The organism is Sphingomonas sp. CCH5-D11 (assembly GCF_001557395.1).
Taxonomy (GTDB): domain Bacteria; phylum Pseudomonadota; class Alphaproteobacteria; order Sphingomonadales; family Sphingomonadaceae; genus Sphingomonas.
The window spans coordinates 1-15,662 of sequence record NZ_LSKH01000262.1; the positions used below are offsets into that span (position 1 = coordinate 1).

A 15,662-nucleotide genomic window follows, 5' to 3' on the forward strand; every position below is an offset into this window, starting at 1 on the left:
CGACGAGGCGACCGACGTCGTCAGCCGCGCGATCGGCGCGCTCGCCGCGGCACACGCCGATATCGGCACCGCCCTGACCGACAAGATCGGCCGATGATCGGCAGGCCCGGTCCGCGTCCCGCACGATCCACCGTCCGCGTGAAGACGCGGTCGGTGAGGGGCGCTCATCGCGCCCTGCCCGGCCGAAGGGCCGGGGAGGGGAGGAGGATTGAAGATCGGTGTCGAGGACATCGGGTCCAGCACGACATCAGGAGACGTTACGATGAACATCGGTCAGATCAAGCAGAACGACGCGGGCATTTTCATGGGCCGCATTTCCACACTCGCCGTCGCGATGACGATCGCACTGAAGCCCGTCCAGTCGTCCAACCCGCGCGCGCCGCGCTACGAGATCCACGCGCTCACCCCGGGCCGGACGTGGGTGCAGGTCGGGGCGTTCTTCGAACTCACCTCGAACAACACCGGCGAGGCGTTCCTGAACGGCCGCATCGACGATCCGTCGCTCGCCGCGCCGCTGCAGGTCTCGGCCTTCCGCCAGGACGACGGCTCGTACAACGTCGTGTGGCAGCGCGCCCAGAAGCGCCGCGATGTCGGTGCCGCGCTCGGGGTCAAGGCGGACGATGGCGAACCCGCGCTGCCTTTCACCGCCGATGGCCGTGACGTGGCGACCTCGGGCGCAGGCGATGACACCGGAGACGGGCTGGGTGCCAGCACCGCGCCGGTCGACGAGAGGGTCTGACCGGCATCGGGCGGCGCTGACGCGTCGCCCGTATCGCCACCTCGACGGGGATCGCTTCATCGCCGAAGCGGTCCCTGTTGCCGTTAGTGCCTGTTGCAGCCGCGCGGTCCGTGGTGTACGGATTATCTTCCGTTTTACGGAAGATACGGATTCCCATGTAACAGAAAGATGGCCGTTACAACATTGGCAGGACCAGATGAGGGTCCCATCCTGGACGGACGCAGGGCTTAATCGATCCCCGGCCGCGTAACGAAAGATGAGGGAAACCATGACCCCTACAATCGAAAAGGCCAGATCGACCGACGTGTCGAAGCGGTTCGGCTTCTATTACGACGAGGCGATGACGCATCCGATCGCGATCGAGCGCAACGGCGCTGCCCGCGTGGTCATGCTACCCGCCTCCGAGTTCGAACGCTTGTCCCGCCTCGATCACCTCGCGCTCTCGCCGCAGGAGTTGAGCGATGAAGCCATCCACGCCATCAGGACCGCGACGCCCAGCGCCGGGTCCGTCCAGAACGATCAGTACGTCGATTGAACCGCAAGCCGGTGACCTGATCTGGTATTTCTACCTCTGGCGGCATGAACATAACCGGGGCGACGAGGACGGCTCGAAACTCCGCCCCTGCATGGTGGTTGGCAGCTATCGCTCAGCCGGAAGGCTCCGTGTCCTGATGGTGCCACTGACGACGCGCGATTATTCACCGGCTGCATCCGTCCCTCTGCCGCCGCGATTCATTGAGGCCTTCGGCCTCGATGACCGATCACGCATCGTGTGGGACGACGTGAACGATTTCGCATGGGTCGGACCCGACGTTCGCGCCGGTAACGACGGTAGCACCATCATCGCCGAGGTGCCGAGCCGCATCGTACAACGTGTCGCGGCGCTGATCGTCGAGCATCGGATCACCCCCACCCGGCGAACCGAGTAGGCGATCGATCCTCGCCAACCCGAAGGACGACGCCCGCAGACGCCGCCCGATTCGCTGACCGGACGGATAGATCATCACAATCGGCGATGATCTCGCAGCCGGGCGGCGCGTAAAGCCGTCGCTGTCCTGCCAGCGGGTATCGGCAGGCGTTTAACCCCGATGGCGATGAGGACGCCCAGGTCCGATGCGGTTGCCGGCGATCGCCCTGGCGAGGGTCGGCCGTCGGGCGACCTTGCGGCATCCGGTCTCCTTGCCGGTGCGTCGTCGCCCGGGCGCGGCCGTCCTTGTCGAGCTTCGGAGCGGCACCACGTCGGTCAGCGAGCGACGCTGGCGGCACGCCTGCCTTCGCGCCGGGTCGTTCGGGGGTACGGGTCAGGCGACCGACATGAGCGGTTCACGAGGTTTGTCCATGGCAATGCCTGCGGGAACCTTGGGCTGATCGACGGCCCATCCGCCGTTTCGTGTCACCTGCGCCGCGCCCCGGGGCCTCGCAACCCCTTTGGCAGGGCCGTGTTGCCGCGCTTCGCGCGGCTGCCCGCACCACCCCTGCAAAAGGGGTTCCCCTCCGGTCGACCAGGCCCGCCGCCTGCGCGCCGGCCCAGCTCGCCCTCCGGTGCGACGCCCCGAACCGCGACGCCCTTCAGGTGACACCGGCGGACGGACCGCCGACCAACCCAAGGAGGCAATGCCATGAACAACGTGAACCTCGTCGGCCGCCTGACCCGCACCCCCGAACTGCGCGAAGTCAATCGCGCCACCAGCGTCGCGACCATCTTCGTGGCGACCGATCGCCCGAAGCTCAACAAGGACGGCCACACCTACAAAGGCGACGACGGCTTCACCGTCAAGGAGACCGAATACCACAAGGTCACCTGCTTCAACGGCCTCGCCAAGGCGATCGCCGGCAACCGCAAGAAGGGCGACCTCATCGCCATCGAGGGACGCCTGCACTACACCCGCTGGCAGGACAGCGACGGCAACGACCGCTACGGCTGCGAGATCATCGCCGATCGCGCCGAGTTCTACTGACCGGCCAGCGAACCGGGCGGCGCCTGCGGGCGTCGCCCTTCGCGCATGCTTCATCATCGCCCGCGCAGGACGCCTCGCCCACGGTGCTTCGCACCGCGGCCTTGCGCCAGCGCGCGCTCACCTGAAAGGTCCGGCACCATGACCGTCCAGCGCGACATGTTCGACGGCGACCCGTTCGCGCCCGAGCCGATACCTGCGGCACCGGACCCGGTCGCTCGGGTCGACGAGCCGGCACCCGCCGGCGGCGACCACGACGGCAATGCCGTCGCGCTCGCCCCGCTGGCGGTGCCGTGCGGCTTCCGCAACCGTCGCAATGAACCCTGCCGGCGTCTCGCCGAGCGACCCATCCTGATGAACGGCCAGCCCTTCGTCCATCGTGGTCACCAGCTGCTCCAGTGTCCGCGTTCCTGCTGGCTAGACGATGACAGCGCGGTCGAGCCGGAAATCACCGACCCGCACGGCGATGACGCCGATGCCAACCGCGACCCGGATGATCCGGGAATCCAGGAAATGCCGGATTATGATATCGGGGATGACGGCGGTCAGTATGATTGGGACTGATCCTGCTGTGCTGCTGTGCTGCTGTGCCTGCTGTGATGGCTGCGAGAGCGTCGTAGGAGAGCAGGGCGGGGCGTCCCGCCTTGTGGGCGGGACCGGGCTCTATTCGGCCCTGGCGGGCCTCACGGAGCCCCCTGGCGGGGTCTCCGCCCTGCGGGTGACGATCCCTATGCCGGCGCCGGGCGTCCTGCGCGCGGGCGACGGCAGCTGGTTCGCCCTCTCGGGCTCACTGGCGCTGCCTCTACGGCGCTGCGCCGTGCCGGCGCATCACCGCCGCCCGTGCTCGGTCCGACCCGGCGTGCCCACCACAACATAATATTTTCTCTCTCTGTGATGAGGAAGTCTGGCATGCGGGGTTGGCGGGCCGTCAAGGACGCGCGGTCCCCCCAATTTTCACGCACCCTTCCGTCTCCGCTTCGCTCCGCCTCCAGGGCACGAGAAAATCGGCTCCCCCGCGCGCGAGCGTTAACCGGGGTCCGCGACCCTGCGGGCCGCGGCTTCCCGGTTAACGTCCCTGACCGCCCTGACCGCCGCATGCCGGATGAGATTCCTCACCGAGAGAAGGTGAGATTTTCAACTCATGGAGGCTATCATGACCAAGTACAGCAACTTCAACGACATGGGCCGCGCGATCAACGAGCGCCGCGCCGACGAGCACACCACCGAGACCTATCAGGGGGCGTTCATCGAGGCGAGCGAGATGGCGAAGCTTTCCATCGTCAGCGAAGCCGAGAAGCTGGACATGCCCGACCCGGAGCAGGCCGCACACGCCGTCGAGCAGATGCTGGCGACGATGTTCGACGTGTTCCGCGACACTCGCATGGAGGAGTTCGCCGCCGACCTCGCATGGGGCTTCGTCAACAGCTTCCACATGGTGGCCAAGCGCATCGAGGGCCGTGAGGATGACGCCGCCAAGAAACTTGGCGACCTGGTGCGCAGCTACGACCCCTCGGAGATCTACGCGGTGGAGCTCGAAGAGACCCAGCTGCTCTGCCAGACCCTCGAGAATTGCGCCGAGGCGATGCGCTGCATGCGGGACCACGCCGGGAACGTGTATCGCGTCGAGACCGGACGGCCCTTCTCGACCGTCCGCGGCAGCAGGGTGTCGTCCAAGCTGACCGCCTCGATGATCGACGGTGCCGACTATCTGGCGGCACGCGCGGCAAAGCGTCGGGACGAGCACAACCCGAGCGGCCCGATTGTCGCCTTCTCGGGCGGCATGGAATGGCACGACCACGAGCAGCTCTTCGAACGCCTCGACCAGATCAAGCGTCGCATCCCGTCGATGGTCCTGATGACCACCGCCATGAACAAGGGTGCCGACGCCATCGCAGCGTCGTGGGCGGCCTCGCGCGAGGTCAAGCTGGTGCGCATGTTCCTCGACAAGCGCCACGGCAACCGGGGCGGGTTCCTCCGCAACGACCGCATCGCCTCGCTGCGTCCCGTCGAAGCGATCGTCTGCGAAGGATCGGGCGTCCAGATCGACTTCGCTCGCAAGTTGCGTACCGCCGGCGTACCGCTCCACGTCTTCCGCAAGGACGGACAGGCACCGGTGCAGCCGAGCCAGCGCAGCCGCCGCGCCTGACGCACCCACGGAAGGGCTCCGGGCAACCGGAGTCCTTCCCCTTTTTTACGTCGCCCTGGGCGGCGCTCCGGGGCATCGAGCCCCATCGCGCCGCGTGGGACTGACCTATCGGTCGATCACGCCACGTTGCCCGCTCGGCACGGCTCGCTCGCGGCAGGGCAATGCCGTCGCATTGCCACTGCCAGCTACGCCTCGCCGGTGCCGGGGTCGATACCGACACCCGTCGCATCGCCTCGCTCGCTTTGCGGTCATCGCTGAATGCGATGACCAGCGCGCTACGCCTCGGCCGATACGACTGGCGATCGTCGTTGAACACCAATCGGCACGCCTCGCTTGCTTCACGGCGATCCCTTCGGATCGCCGGTTCGCTACGCATCGCCGTGCCGATCGCGTTGGCTTATCGACCGCGCCGTCTCGCTCGCATCGCGGCCACGCCTGCGCGTGTCACGCTCGCTACGCATCGACCGGCGCGGTTCAACCGGCGTCACGCTTGCGGCATCAGCACGGCTCGCTGGCGGGCGCGGCGATGCCGTCGCATCGCCTGCACTGCCGCTGCGCATCGCGCCGTGCCGATCGCACCCATTGATCGGCCACGCCGTCTCGCTCGCATCGCGGCCACGCCTGCGCATGTCGCGCTCGCTACGCATCGACCGGCGCGTCTCACCCGGCATGTCGCTTGCCGCATCGGCACGGCTCGCTGGCGGGCGCGGCGATGCCGTCGCATCGCCTGCGCTGCCGCTGCGCATCGCACCGTGCCGATGCCATCGCGCAGGAGCTGACCGGCACGGCTCGCTCGCTTCACGGCGATCCCTTCGGATCGCCGGTTCGCTACGCATCGCGGTGGCGATCGCGCTAGCTTATCGACCGCGCCCGTCTCGCTCGCATCGCGGCCACGCCTCCGCGTGTCGCGCTCGCTACGCATCGACCGGCGCGGTCCGACCGAAGCCCGGCTCGCTCGCGGTGCCGCAATGCCTGCGCATTGCGAGCACCAGCTACGCATCGCTCGGGCACCCGGTCCTGCGGACCGACCCCGTGGCAGGATGATCGACCATGCCGATCCTGACGGATCGGAAGGGGGAGGGGAACCGGAGATGATGGTTCCAATGGGAGACAGACCATGTCGATCACCTTCTTCCTCAGCGTCGATCGCAAAGCCGACGCCGCGCCCGCCGTCATCACCGCCCGCCAGCTTGCCGCGTTCCGCGCCTTCGCCCGCGAACGTGGCCAGCTGCTCGAAGACGAGGATGATGACCCGCTCGTGTCGTGCTCGTTCGAAGCTCGCGTCTGCCCCTGGTCGCTCGCGTCGATCTGCGCGATCTTCGATCACGATGTGGGTGTCATCGCCGTGGTCGAGGAAGCCCAGTTCCGTGGCCTCAACGTGCGCTTCTGGCACGATGACGCGACCCGCACGATCACGATGCGCGTCGCCAGCACCCCGGACGGCGCAGCGGAGATCAATCTCGCGAACGGCAACGCCTTCCACGTCCTCGACGCGCTACGACTTTCGGACGATAATTGCGGCAGCATGCCCATCGGGCAACTACGCGAAACACTCGGCCAGCCCTATGTTCGCCGCGACCTTGGTCGCCTCGATGGTCGTTACCTCGAACGCTTCGACACCCTCGCTGCTCAGGCCGACACCAGTGAAGGGATACGCATGGTCTGGGGATAGCCTCCCTCCAGTCGCCATCGCGTCGGGGAGCATCGGGCTTCGCCTCGATGCTCCCCATTCTTATGCCTGAATGGACCGAAGCTTCGCCAACTCGGCCCAAGCATTGAAAAGGGGAGCGCCTAACGGCAGCTCCCCTTCTATTTGCATGATGGGCTTGAGCCCGCTTTCGCGCTGACCCGCTTACGCGGTCAGGCGCTTCACGGTCTCGGCGATCCCGAGTTTCTTGATCGCTCCAATGATCGCGCTGAACTGGGCAGGATCGGCCTTCATCAACCCCGACCGTTCCACCTCCTTCAGCAGCTCCGAACGCTCACGATCGGCCAGTTGCTTGCGGCGTTCGTTGAGCCGCTGTTCGTCCGCCTCAAGCTGTGCCCGTTCCTGCTCGATACTCCGTGCCATATGACCTGCCTTTTCTGATCGTGGATCGGCCTCCATTTCCCACGATGCCAGCACCGCTCCACCGGCACAATAGCGACACTCATAATCGCTCGCTGGTCCGGCTTTACCGGACCAGCATGAGGCGACGGACACTGCCCTTCGGCCAGGTCCGTCGTGGGGCGGGATTGCTCCGCCCAATACCCTTCGGTCCAGTCCGGTGGTCGCCTGCCTGCGGCGCTTACTCTCCCGGAACCCAGTCCAATGATCGGACATCCAGCCATGATGCCACCACCACCGCGACAGTCCCTAAGGATTTGCACACCGTACGCGGCACGCCGCAGGTTAAGTGTCTGTAATTGCCGGTGTTTGCAGGGGCAAACATGTTTGCCCCTGCAAACGCCTTGGTGGTTCTCCCCTAAGCGCTTGAGAACGCGCGAAAATCCCTGTTTGCAGAGTGAATGCGTTTTCACTCTATACCTCGGGACCAGGCTGTAGTATTTTCCACTCTCCGAAAACCCCACCAGCCACTTTCAAGTGGGTGGTGAATGTCTAACTCGACGATAGCCTTCAGACTTTCGTCTGAAGAGATTGCGGCACTTGATCGTGTAGCCGCGAAACGGTCGTGCTCCCGGTCTGAGGCCGCGCGCACTGCGCTTATGTTCGGTATCCGTTTCGCTGAGGCCGAGCATACTTTCAACATCACCCGTGCGGTCCTCGTTCTCGAGTACATGCAGGCGGCGATCGACGTGATTATCACACGCGATCACGGCGACGTCGTACCCCAGCTTCGCGAAGCCGCGAAGGAGCGCCTGGCGACGTTCCATGCGTAGCGGCGACATCCGGTTCAACGGTCAGGCGGCGACCGTAAAGCACCATTCCGCGCGGGGGCGAATCACCCGCAACTCGGGCAATTTCACCCGCGGTTCGCAGCTTCTCGCCAGTCAGTACAAGATGACCTGGGCGGGCCTCCAGGTGCCCATCTGGATATGGCTGGGGACGTTCATCGTCCTGTTCAATATCTTCGTCTGGCTGGGCCTCGCCGAGCATGAGTTCCAGCTCGACCTGATGAAGCTCTATTCCGCCATCTGGACGTGGGTCGGCGGGGACAAATTCCACCTCATCAACCTGACCTTGCGAAACGGCATCGTGACCAAGGTTCCGATCGGCTACGTCCCCTACGAACCCCATGTCGTTCATGCCTGGGCGAAGACGGTCAAGATCTTCCTGACGACACTCGTCATGTCGGCCTTCATCGCAGCACCGATCATCATGTGGTTCATCATGTGGGCAAACAAGCGCGGCAGCGACATGCTCCAGGAACGCCACAACCGCGGCGCCCTGTTGGTCGAGCGTGACGTGCTCGTCAAAACTGTCAGCGGCCACAACCGGCGCAAGTTCCGCACCGAGTGCGCCGAACACGATCCGCCGTACGTCCCCGAACTCGTCGCCAAGGCTCCGATCCTCGATCGGATCGACCGGGGCATCCACGTTCCATACACGATCGCCGGCATCCCCTATCCGTGGCGGCTCGAACAGAGCCATACCATGCTCATCGGCACCACCGGCACCGGCAAGACGACCCAGCTGCGCAGCCACGTCTCGCAGCTTCGCGCGCGCGGTCACCGCGCGGTCATCTTTGACCTGACCGGCGTGTTCGTGGAGACGTTCTACAACCCAGAAACCGACGTCATTCTCAACCCTATGGACGAGCGTTGCGCGCCGTGGACGCTGTTCGACGAATGCCGCAACTATGCCGACTTCGTTTCGGCCGCATCGGCCCTCATTCCCTCGCATCCCGACGACAAGGAACCGTTCTGGCAGAACGCCGCGCGGATGCTCTTCATCGAGATGTGCCTGAAGCTTCAAGAGATGGGTGAGGCGAACAACGCCGCGATCGCGCACCACCTGATGCAGGCCGATCTGAAGTCGATCAACGCCAAGCTCGATGACACCATCGCCGCCCCGCTGACGACCGAGAAAGCCGCCCGCATGGCGGAATCGATCCGCTCGGTTCTGAACGTCAACGGACAGGCGCTACGCTTCATGCCGGACCCTGTCCCGGGCGGCCCGCCCGCCTTCTCGATCCGCGACTGGATCGCGACCGACAATCGCGACGGCTCGATCATGTTCATCACCGGCTCGTACAACGACCTCGAGATGACCCGCGGTCTGTTCACGCTGTGGATCGATCTGGCCGTCAACAACCTCATGCGCCTGCCCAAGACCCGTGACCTGCGGACCTGGTATCTGTTTGACGAAGTCCATGCGCTTCACGCGCTTCCTGGTATCGAGCATGGCCTCCAGTCGGCCCGCAACTTCGGCGGTGCGTTCGTCCTTGGGATCCACTCGTTCGACAAGCTGGTCGCGACCTATGGCTTGCAGAACGCGACCGCGCTCACCGGACTTGCGCGCACCAAGCTGATCCTCGCCACCGCCGATCGAACCACAGCCGAAAAGTGCTCCGAGTTCATCGGCAGCCGCGAGGTCCGCCAGATGGATGAGGCCTACAGCTACGGCTACAACAACACCCGCGACGCCTCGACCCTCACGCCTCGCACGGCGATCGAGCCGCTGGTCATCCCCGACGACATCAACAACCTGCCGTCGCTCCACGGCTTCGTGAAGTTTCCCGATGGATTTCCTGCTGCGCGGATCGAACTCAAATACCGCTCCTATGCCGAGGTCGCGCCGGGGGCGGTGCCCCGCAAGAACTTCAAGCCTACCGAATACGTCTCGCCGGAAGACCGGCGTCGTCAGAACACCCGGAACAATGGCGCGGATGAGGGGGGTGAGGGTGGCCGCGAGCATACCCCCACACGGCCTGTGGGGGGCGTGGAGGCGAAGGAAAGGCAAGAGCCGGACCTGACCGCCTCGCAGCCCGAGAAGCCGCGTAGCGAGGCTGAAAAGGCGGCTGCGGCGATGGAGGTCACCGGGTCGCTGCCGGTGGTGATCGATCAGATAACCGGCAAGGGCGTCGCCAGCAGCCCGACCGGCGTCGATGCCGTCCGCGCGTCGGATGCCGCAACGAGGGTCGGGGGCGAACCTTCCAAGCCTGTGACGGGAGGTTCATCCAGTCTGGATGCCCAACTCGGCGGCATGGGCATGTCCCCGATCGAGAACCGTGCGGGTCCGCAGAGCGGGGTGGATCCGACGCGCGGCGAGGCGTCACGCCATGCCCCGGAAAGCCGGTCCGATCGCGGTGATGCCGATCGCCACGAGGACCAGGCGACCCGCGAATTGCGCGATGGGTTTGCGACGCAGCGCGACCCCGATCACCACCATCGTCATCACGGCCCGGATCATTCGCCGGAGATCGATGACGACATGGACATGGGGATGTAGCCGATGCTGTCGGTCGCTTCCGTCAAGTCCGCCTCCGGCGCGGCGCAGTATTTCGCCAAGGACGATTACTACACCGCCGAGCATTCGTCCGAGGCGACCGCCTGGGGCGGGGTGGGCGCGGCCGACCTTGGCCTCAAGGGCGAGGTGACCAAGGAAGACTTCGAGAAGATCCTCAACGGCGAGATGCCCGATGGCGAAAAGGTCGGGCAGGTCGAGGGTCGCAGGCTCGGTGTCGACCTGACCTTCTCGATGCCGAAGTCCGCCAGCGTAATGGCCTATGTCGCTTGCGACACCCGTGTCCTCACCGCGCATATGAACGCCGTAAAGGCGACGATGGGATGGGTCGAGAAGACCTTCGCCGAAGGCCGCACCTACGATCAGTCCAGGTCAGGGGATGCGGTGCGAACCGGCAACCTCGTCTATGCGCTGTTCCAGCACGACACGAGCCGCGCTCTCGATCCGCAGGGCCACATCCACGTCCTTATCGCCAACATGACCAAGATGGCGAACGGGGCATGGCAGGCGCTCCACAACCAGCAGCTCTGGAAGAACAACACCACGATCGGCGCGGCCTATCACGCCCAGTTTCGCGCCGAGCTGGCAAAGATCGGCTACGAAACAAGCGTCACCGGCAAGCACGGCCAGTTCGAGATCGCCGGCGTGCCTAAGGAGGTGATCGACACCTTCAGCCAGCGGCGCGCCGATATCCTGGCGAAAGCCGGCGAGCTCGGTGTCACCTCCGCCGAGGCGTTGCGCAAGGTGACCAACAATACCCGCGACGCCAAGCTGAACGTCGAGGATCGCGATGCCCTGCGCCAGGAATGGCGTGACCGGGCGGCCGCGCTCGGATTCGACGGCAAGGCACTGGTCGATGCCGCGCGCGAGCGTGCTGGCGCCAGCGGCCTCGATGCCCAGCCACGACCGATGGAGCGCCTCGGTGACGTCCTGGCCAATCTCCGCGAAAGCCTGGGCGAGTTATTCCGACCCGCCGATCCGCTCGTCGCCAGCGGCCTCGACCGGCTGCGCATCGCGCCGGTGGATCTGCGCGCCCAGCACGCCGTCGCCTCCGCGATCCGCATCCATGCCCAACGCGAAGCCGCGTTCGCGGTGCCGGACATCACCAGGACCGCGCTCGACCTCGGGCTGAAGGGTGTCACCGCCGCGCATGTCGACGCGCGCGTCTCCGAGCTCATCCGCAACGAGAAGCTGATTCCGGGCAAGGATGACCGGATCGACAGCGTCGTCACCCATGTCACGACGCCCGAGGCGCTCGCGACGGAGCGCGGCATCCTTGCAGAGATCGAGCGCGGCAAGGGGGAGGGGCGGGTGATCGTCTCCGCCGACACCGTTATCGAGCGGATCAACGCCGCATCGGGCGACAAGGAACTCAATGCAGGGCAGATGGCGGCCGCGACGATGGCGCTCACTTCCGCCGATCGCATCGTCGCGGTCCAGGGCGTCTCGGGCGCCGGCAAGTCGACCATGCTGGCGAGCGTCGCGCGCAATGTCGAGCAGGAAGGCGGCAAGGTGGTCGGTCTCGCGCTCATGAAGGCGACCGCCGATCGTCTCGGCGCCGAAGCCGGCATCGAGAGCCGCACCGTGTCCTCGTTCGTCCACAGCTATGCCCGCCACGCGCTCGCTGGGAAGGGCGCGGGCTATGACGGCGCGCGAGACGCGCTCGCCGGCACCACGCTCATCCTCGACGAAGCCTCGATGGTCGGCTCGGAGCAGATGAAGCACCTGGTCGGCATCGCCAATGCGCTCGGCGTCGATCGCTTCCTGATGATCGGCGATCGCCAGCAGATCACCGCGGTCGACGCCGGCAAGGCGTTCGCGCTCGCGCAGGCCGGCGGGATCACGCTGGCGCGGATGGACGAGAATCTGCGCCAGCGCACCGAGCAGCTGCGCACCGTCGCCGCGCTGACCAACCGCGGCGAGGTGCGCGAGGCGATGGCGATGCTCGGCGACAAGGTCACCGCCAACCCCGAGCATGTGAAGGCCGCGGCCGAACACTGGCTGGGCCTAACCCCCGAACAGCGCGAGACCACCGCGATGTTCTCGTCGGGCCGCGTCGCGCGCGCAGAGCTCAACGTGCGCATCCAGGACGGCCTCGCCGCGGAGGGCACGTTGAAAGGGGACGGCGTCGTCACCCCGGTCCTCGACAAGGTCAACGTCACGCGCGAGGAACTCCGCTACGCGCATACCTATAAGCCCGGCCAGGTGATCGACCTGCGCCATGCCATGCGCGAGCTCGGCCTCAGCCCCGGCACCTATGACGTGCTCGGCGTCGACGCGAAGGGGCGCGTTCAGGTCCAGATCGGCAACCGGGTACGGACCTTCGATCCGCAGAAGATATCGCCGGTCGACAAGACCGACGCGATGCAGCTCGCCCAGCGCGAGCAGATCAAGCTGCATGAGGGCGACAAGATCCGCTGGACCCAGAACGACAAGGACCGCGGCCTCAACAACAACGATATCGCCCGCGTCGTCTCGGCCGACCCGTCGGGGATCAAGGTGGAGGCGAGCGACGGCACCCTCCACGAGCTGAAGGCGGGCGATCCGATGATGGAGCGGATCAGCCTCGCCTACGCGCTCAACATGCACGCGGCGCAGGGCATCACCACCGACACCGCGATCGCGGTGATGAGCCACAGGGAATCGAACCTCTCCAACCAGCGGCTGTTCAACGTCACCGTCACGCGCGTCCGCGACGACATCCAGCTGTTCACCGACGACCGCGAGAAGCTGACCGCCGCGATCGAGCGCAACGAGGGCAACAAGACCTCGGCGCTCGAGACCACCGGCGCGCTGTCGATCGACCCCGATCGCGGCGCTGCCGGCGCAGCCACGAAAGCCGGCGCGGGCGAGACGTTCAACCCTTCGCTGCCGCCCGACCTCGATCGCGGACCGGAGAAAGTCGGAGGCGAGCCGAGCGCAGATACAGCCCGCCCCTCGACCGGCGGCAAGATCGACATCCGTACCGATCCCTCGCTCGACCTCTCCCGGTTCAGCGTCCCGGTCGAGCCCAAAGGGCCTGAACTTCCCTACCCCGAAAAGGACATCGGACTGGAGCTATGAGCATGACCACATCACCACCGACCTGGGACCAGGTGATCGCCACCAAGCACTGGCACGCCTGCGACCTCGACACTCATACGCTCACGCAATGCAGCCAGCTCGCGCGGCGCGACGATGCGCTCGACTGGGGCGGCGAAACGCTTGCGATGGCCGCGATTTTCGGCCTGACCTACGTCTTACTCCTGCCGCTCACCCGCGCGCTGCGTGCCCTCCGGGTCCGGTCCGAGCCAGCACGATGAGCCTCGCCGACCGCGACTATATGCACGGGCCTCCCCGCATCGGTCGGACCTCGCGGCTCGACACGCCGCCCTGCGACGCGATCGAGGGAACGGCCGAGTATGGCCATCAGGCCCGCAGGAAGCCCGTGGAGCCACGGTCAACCGCACCACGCATGATCGTCCCGCTGACGCGCCGGTTGCGTCAGGCGGGACTCCTGGCGGCCGCGGTGGCGGCTTTCACCTTCGCCTGGGCGGTCGGATGCGGAATCGTCAGCGCGTCGCTTCACACCGATGGTGGAATTTTCGTTCCGCCCGCAACCCAAGGTACGCCCGGTGGACGGTAGTTTCCCTTTTCGCTTCCGGCGCCAACCCGAGCCGACGCACGCGACCCTCACGATCGCCGAAACCGCGGATCTGACGGAAGCGGCGCTTGAAGCGGTCCGCGCCGGTGACGGGGGCCGGCTCGCGGTATTCGGCGATGGCGACGCGATCGCCGAACTCGCCGACCAGGTCCGCGACCAGCTGATCGACCCCGCGCGCGGCAACTGGGACTTCTTCGCAGACCATCCGAGCGACTATGCACGCTCGTCCGCGATCGAAGCGTTCCTTCCCGACGATCCTGACGTTTGCTCGGGCTACACCTGCGCTTCGCGCTATGTGCTGCTCCGCGCGATCCAGCATGCCGGCGATGAACCTGGTGCGACCCTTTCGGCCGTCCGCGATCTGATACGGGATCTCCCGCCGGAAGCCGTCGCAGAGGCGGCGGGACACGATTCTGGAAACGGTCACGCCCTGCGTTGGGGAATGACCGTGCTGGCCGGCGTGCGACGAGCGACCCACGCTTTCGCCGACCACGACCGGCTGATGCCCAGGATCTCCATCGCGCGCTGGCTGGCAGGATCGGCGTCGACCATCCTGTTCGTACGACGCGAACCTGGACTGACTTCGAGCGAGGTTGTCGCCGTCGAGGCCTCGCTGCGCGATCACGCGATGCTGTCCAGAATGGACGTGTTTCCCCTGGCTCTCCCCTCGCAGTCGATGGAGGTGGTCGATGGGCATCGATGATCGCGACTATATGCGCGATCGCTACCGCAAGCGGCAGGGGCTCGATCCCGGTGCGACGCAATGGAACGATCGCAAGGCACGGGTCGAGCTGAACCGCTTCGGGTTCAGGAAATCGGTGCCGCTGGGGAGCGCGAGCTGGATATCTGGCGGATCGAAAGGGTCGTGGTTCGAAGCCAGGAACAGGGGCCACGATTATCAGCGCGGTCGATGGCGGCCCCGCCCGCGCTTCACGCCGGCCCCTTACTGGCAGGCGCTGGGCGTCGGTGTTGCCATCGCACTGGTCCTTGCGGCCTGGGCCGGGCAGGGCCAGATCAAGCGCGCAACCTCCAGCCTGTTCGCGTCAATCGTGGGGACGAACACCGGTTTTCCGGAATCGGGAACGGTCGCCGTCTCCTCCAGCGTCGACCTGCGAACCGTCAGAAGCCACCTGACCATTCAGGGTGCGGCAGACAATAGCATCGTCCAGCTGCTCGATCCGGCGACGGCGAAGAACCGGCTGTCGGTCTATGTCCGCGCCTTCGAGCGTGTCACCGTGCCAGCCCCGCTCGGCCAATATCGCGTCCGCTTCATCCACGGCCGCGAATGGGCAGATTCTCGGACCTTCTTCGGCAAGGGCACGCTGCACGACGAGGTTGCCGGCGTGATGCTGTTCACGCGACGGGTCGGGCACACGCTCGATCTTCGTCTGGGGGCCGACAGCAATCTCGTGGTCCGGCGCATCGCCGCCAAACCGGCCTCGATCCAGTGACACTGTCCTTCATCCACGCGCGGGGATTTCGCATCGCACCGCCAGGACCGGCCCCCGCGCGCCGGCACGGCGATCAACCGGGACAGGAGACATGAGCAACTGGGATTTCGAGGAAATGGGCGAGTTCGGCTCGGATGCCGACGCAGACCGCTGGGCGAAGCGCAACAACATCGCCCCGCAGGATGTCCGCATTCGCCGCAAGGGGGACGGGGTTGAGCTGGAGGTCCGGCGCTCGGCGCTGGGCGACAGCAGCGCCCGCCACGATGACCGTCGCGACGGCCGACGCAACGGTTTCTTCTGAAAACGGCCAGGGAAGGAGTA

At 66.0% G+C, this 15,662-nt stretch carries 15 protein-coding genes; 14 read left to right on the forward strand and 1 reads right to left on the reverse strand.

Going from position 1 to position 15,662, the window contains the following annotated elements:
- Positions 1-262 precede the first annotated feature (262 nt).
- The 7 genes from AX702_RS23790 to AX702_RS23760 all read left to right on the forward strand — a co-directional run bounded on the left by AX702_RS23790 (position 263) and on the right by AX702_RS23760 (position 6,512).
- Positions 263-739, forward strand: a complete 477-nt coding sequence (locus AX702_RS23790) for a DUF736 domain-containing protein (RefSeq protein WP_024310589.1) — start codon at positions 263-265, stop codon at positions 737-739.
- Between the two features lie 268 nt (positions 740-1,007).
- Positions 1,008-1,274, forward strand: a complete 267-nt coding sequence (locus AX702_RS23785) for a type II toxin-antitoxin system Phd/YefM family antitoxin (RefSeq protein ID WP_010409116.1) — start codon at positions 1,008-1,010, stop codon at positions 1,272-1,274.
- Positions 1,275-1,410: 136 nt separating this feature from the next.
- Positions 1,411-1,668, forward strand: coding sequence for a hypothetical protein (locus AX702_RS23780; RefSeq protein ID WP_010409119.1), 258 nt, complete (start codon positions 1,411-1,413; stop codon positions 1,666-1,668).
- A 690-nt stretch (positions 1,669-2,358) separates the two neighbouring features.
- Entirely contained in the window at positions 2,359-2,697 is a 339-nt protein-coding gene (locus AX702_RS23775; RefSeq protein ID WP_010409121.1) for a single-stranded DNA-binding protein, read from the forward strand.
- Between the two features lie 138 nt (positions 2,698-2,835).
- Positions 2,836-3,258, forward strand: a complete 423-nt coding sequence (locus tag AX702_RS23770; protein WP_010409122.1) for a hypothetical protein — start codon at positions 2,836-2,838, stop codon at positions 3,256-3,258.
- A gap of 589 nt (positions 3,259-3,847) precedes the next feature.
- A complete protein-coding gene (locus tag AX702_RS23765) occupies positions 3,848-4,840 on the forward strand; it encodes an SLOG family protein (RefSeq protein WP_037494485.1) in 993 nt (330 codons plus the stop codon).
- Positions 4,841-5,957: 1,117 nt separating this feature from the next.
- Entirely contained in the window at positions 5,958-6,512 is a 555-nt protein-coding gene (locus AX702_RS23760; RefSeq protein ID WP_010409130.1) for a hypothetical protein, read from the forward strand.
- Between the two features lie 180 nt (positions 6,513-6,692).
- On the opposite strand, the gene AX702_RS23755 is transcribed toward AX702_RS23760, so the two are convergent.
- On the reverse strand, positions 6,693-6,911 hold the full coding sequence (locus AX702_RS23755) for a hypothetical protein (protein ID WP_010409132.1): 219 nt from the start codon (positions 6,909-6,911) through the stop codon (positions 6,693-6,695).
- Between the two features lie 635 nt (positions 6,912-7,546).
- Here AX702_RS23755 and AX702_RS23750 point away from each other — a divergent pair.
- The 7 genes from AX702_RS23750 to AX702_RS23720 all read left to right on the forward strand — a co-directional run bounded on the left by AX702_RS23750 (position 7,547) and on the right by AX702_RS23720 (position 15,642).
- A complete protein-coding gene (locus AX702_RS23750) occupies positions 7,547-7,720 on the forward strand; it encodes a hypothetical protein (RefSeq protein ID WP_154651477.1) in 174 nt (57 codons plus the stop codon).
- Entirely contained in the window at positions 7,713-10,232 is a 2,520-nt protein-coding gene (locus AX702_RS23745) for a type IV secretion system DNA-binding domain-containing protein (protein ID WP_066486215.1), read from the forward strand. Before AX702_RS23750 ends, AX702_RS23745 begins: the two co-directional genes overlap by 8 nt.
- Positions 10,233-10,235: 3 nt before the next feature.
- On the forward strand, positions 10,236-13,310 hold the full coding sequence (gene mobF, locus AX702_RS23740; RefSeq protein ID WP_010409137.1) for a MobF family relaxase: 3,075 nt from the start codon (positions 10,236-10,238) through the stop codon (positions 13,308-13,310).
- Positions 13,311-13,312: 2 nt separating this feature from the next.
- Complete coding sequence (locus AX702_RS23735) at positions 13,313-13,549, forward strand: hypothetical protein (protein WP_033967468.1); 237 nt, start codon at positions 13,313-13,315, stop codon at positions 13,547-13,549.
- Between the two features lie 312 nt (positions 13,550-13,861).
- A complete protein-coding gene (locus tag AX702_RS23730) occupies positions 13,862-14,593 on the forward strand; it encodes a hypothetical protein (protein WP_010409143.1) in 732 nt (243 codons plus the stop codon).
- Positions 14,580-15,341, forward strand: coding sequence for a hypothetical protein (locus AX702_RS23725; protein ID WP_010409145.1), 762 nt, complete (start codon positions 14,580-14,582; stop codon positions 15,339-15,341). The genes AX702_RS23730 and AX702_RS23725 overlap by 14 nt, the downstream gene beginning before the upstream one ends.
- A 91-nt stretch (positions 15,342-15,432) precedes the next feature.
- Positions 15,433-15,642, forward strand: a complete 210-nt coding sequence (locus AX702_RS23720) for a hypothetical protein (protein WP_010409146.1) — start codon at positions 15,433-15,435, stop codon at positions 15,640-15,642.
- Positions 15,643-15,662: the final 20 nt, after the last annotated feature.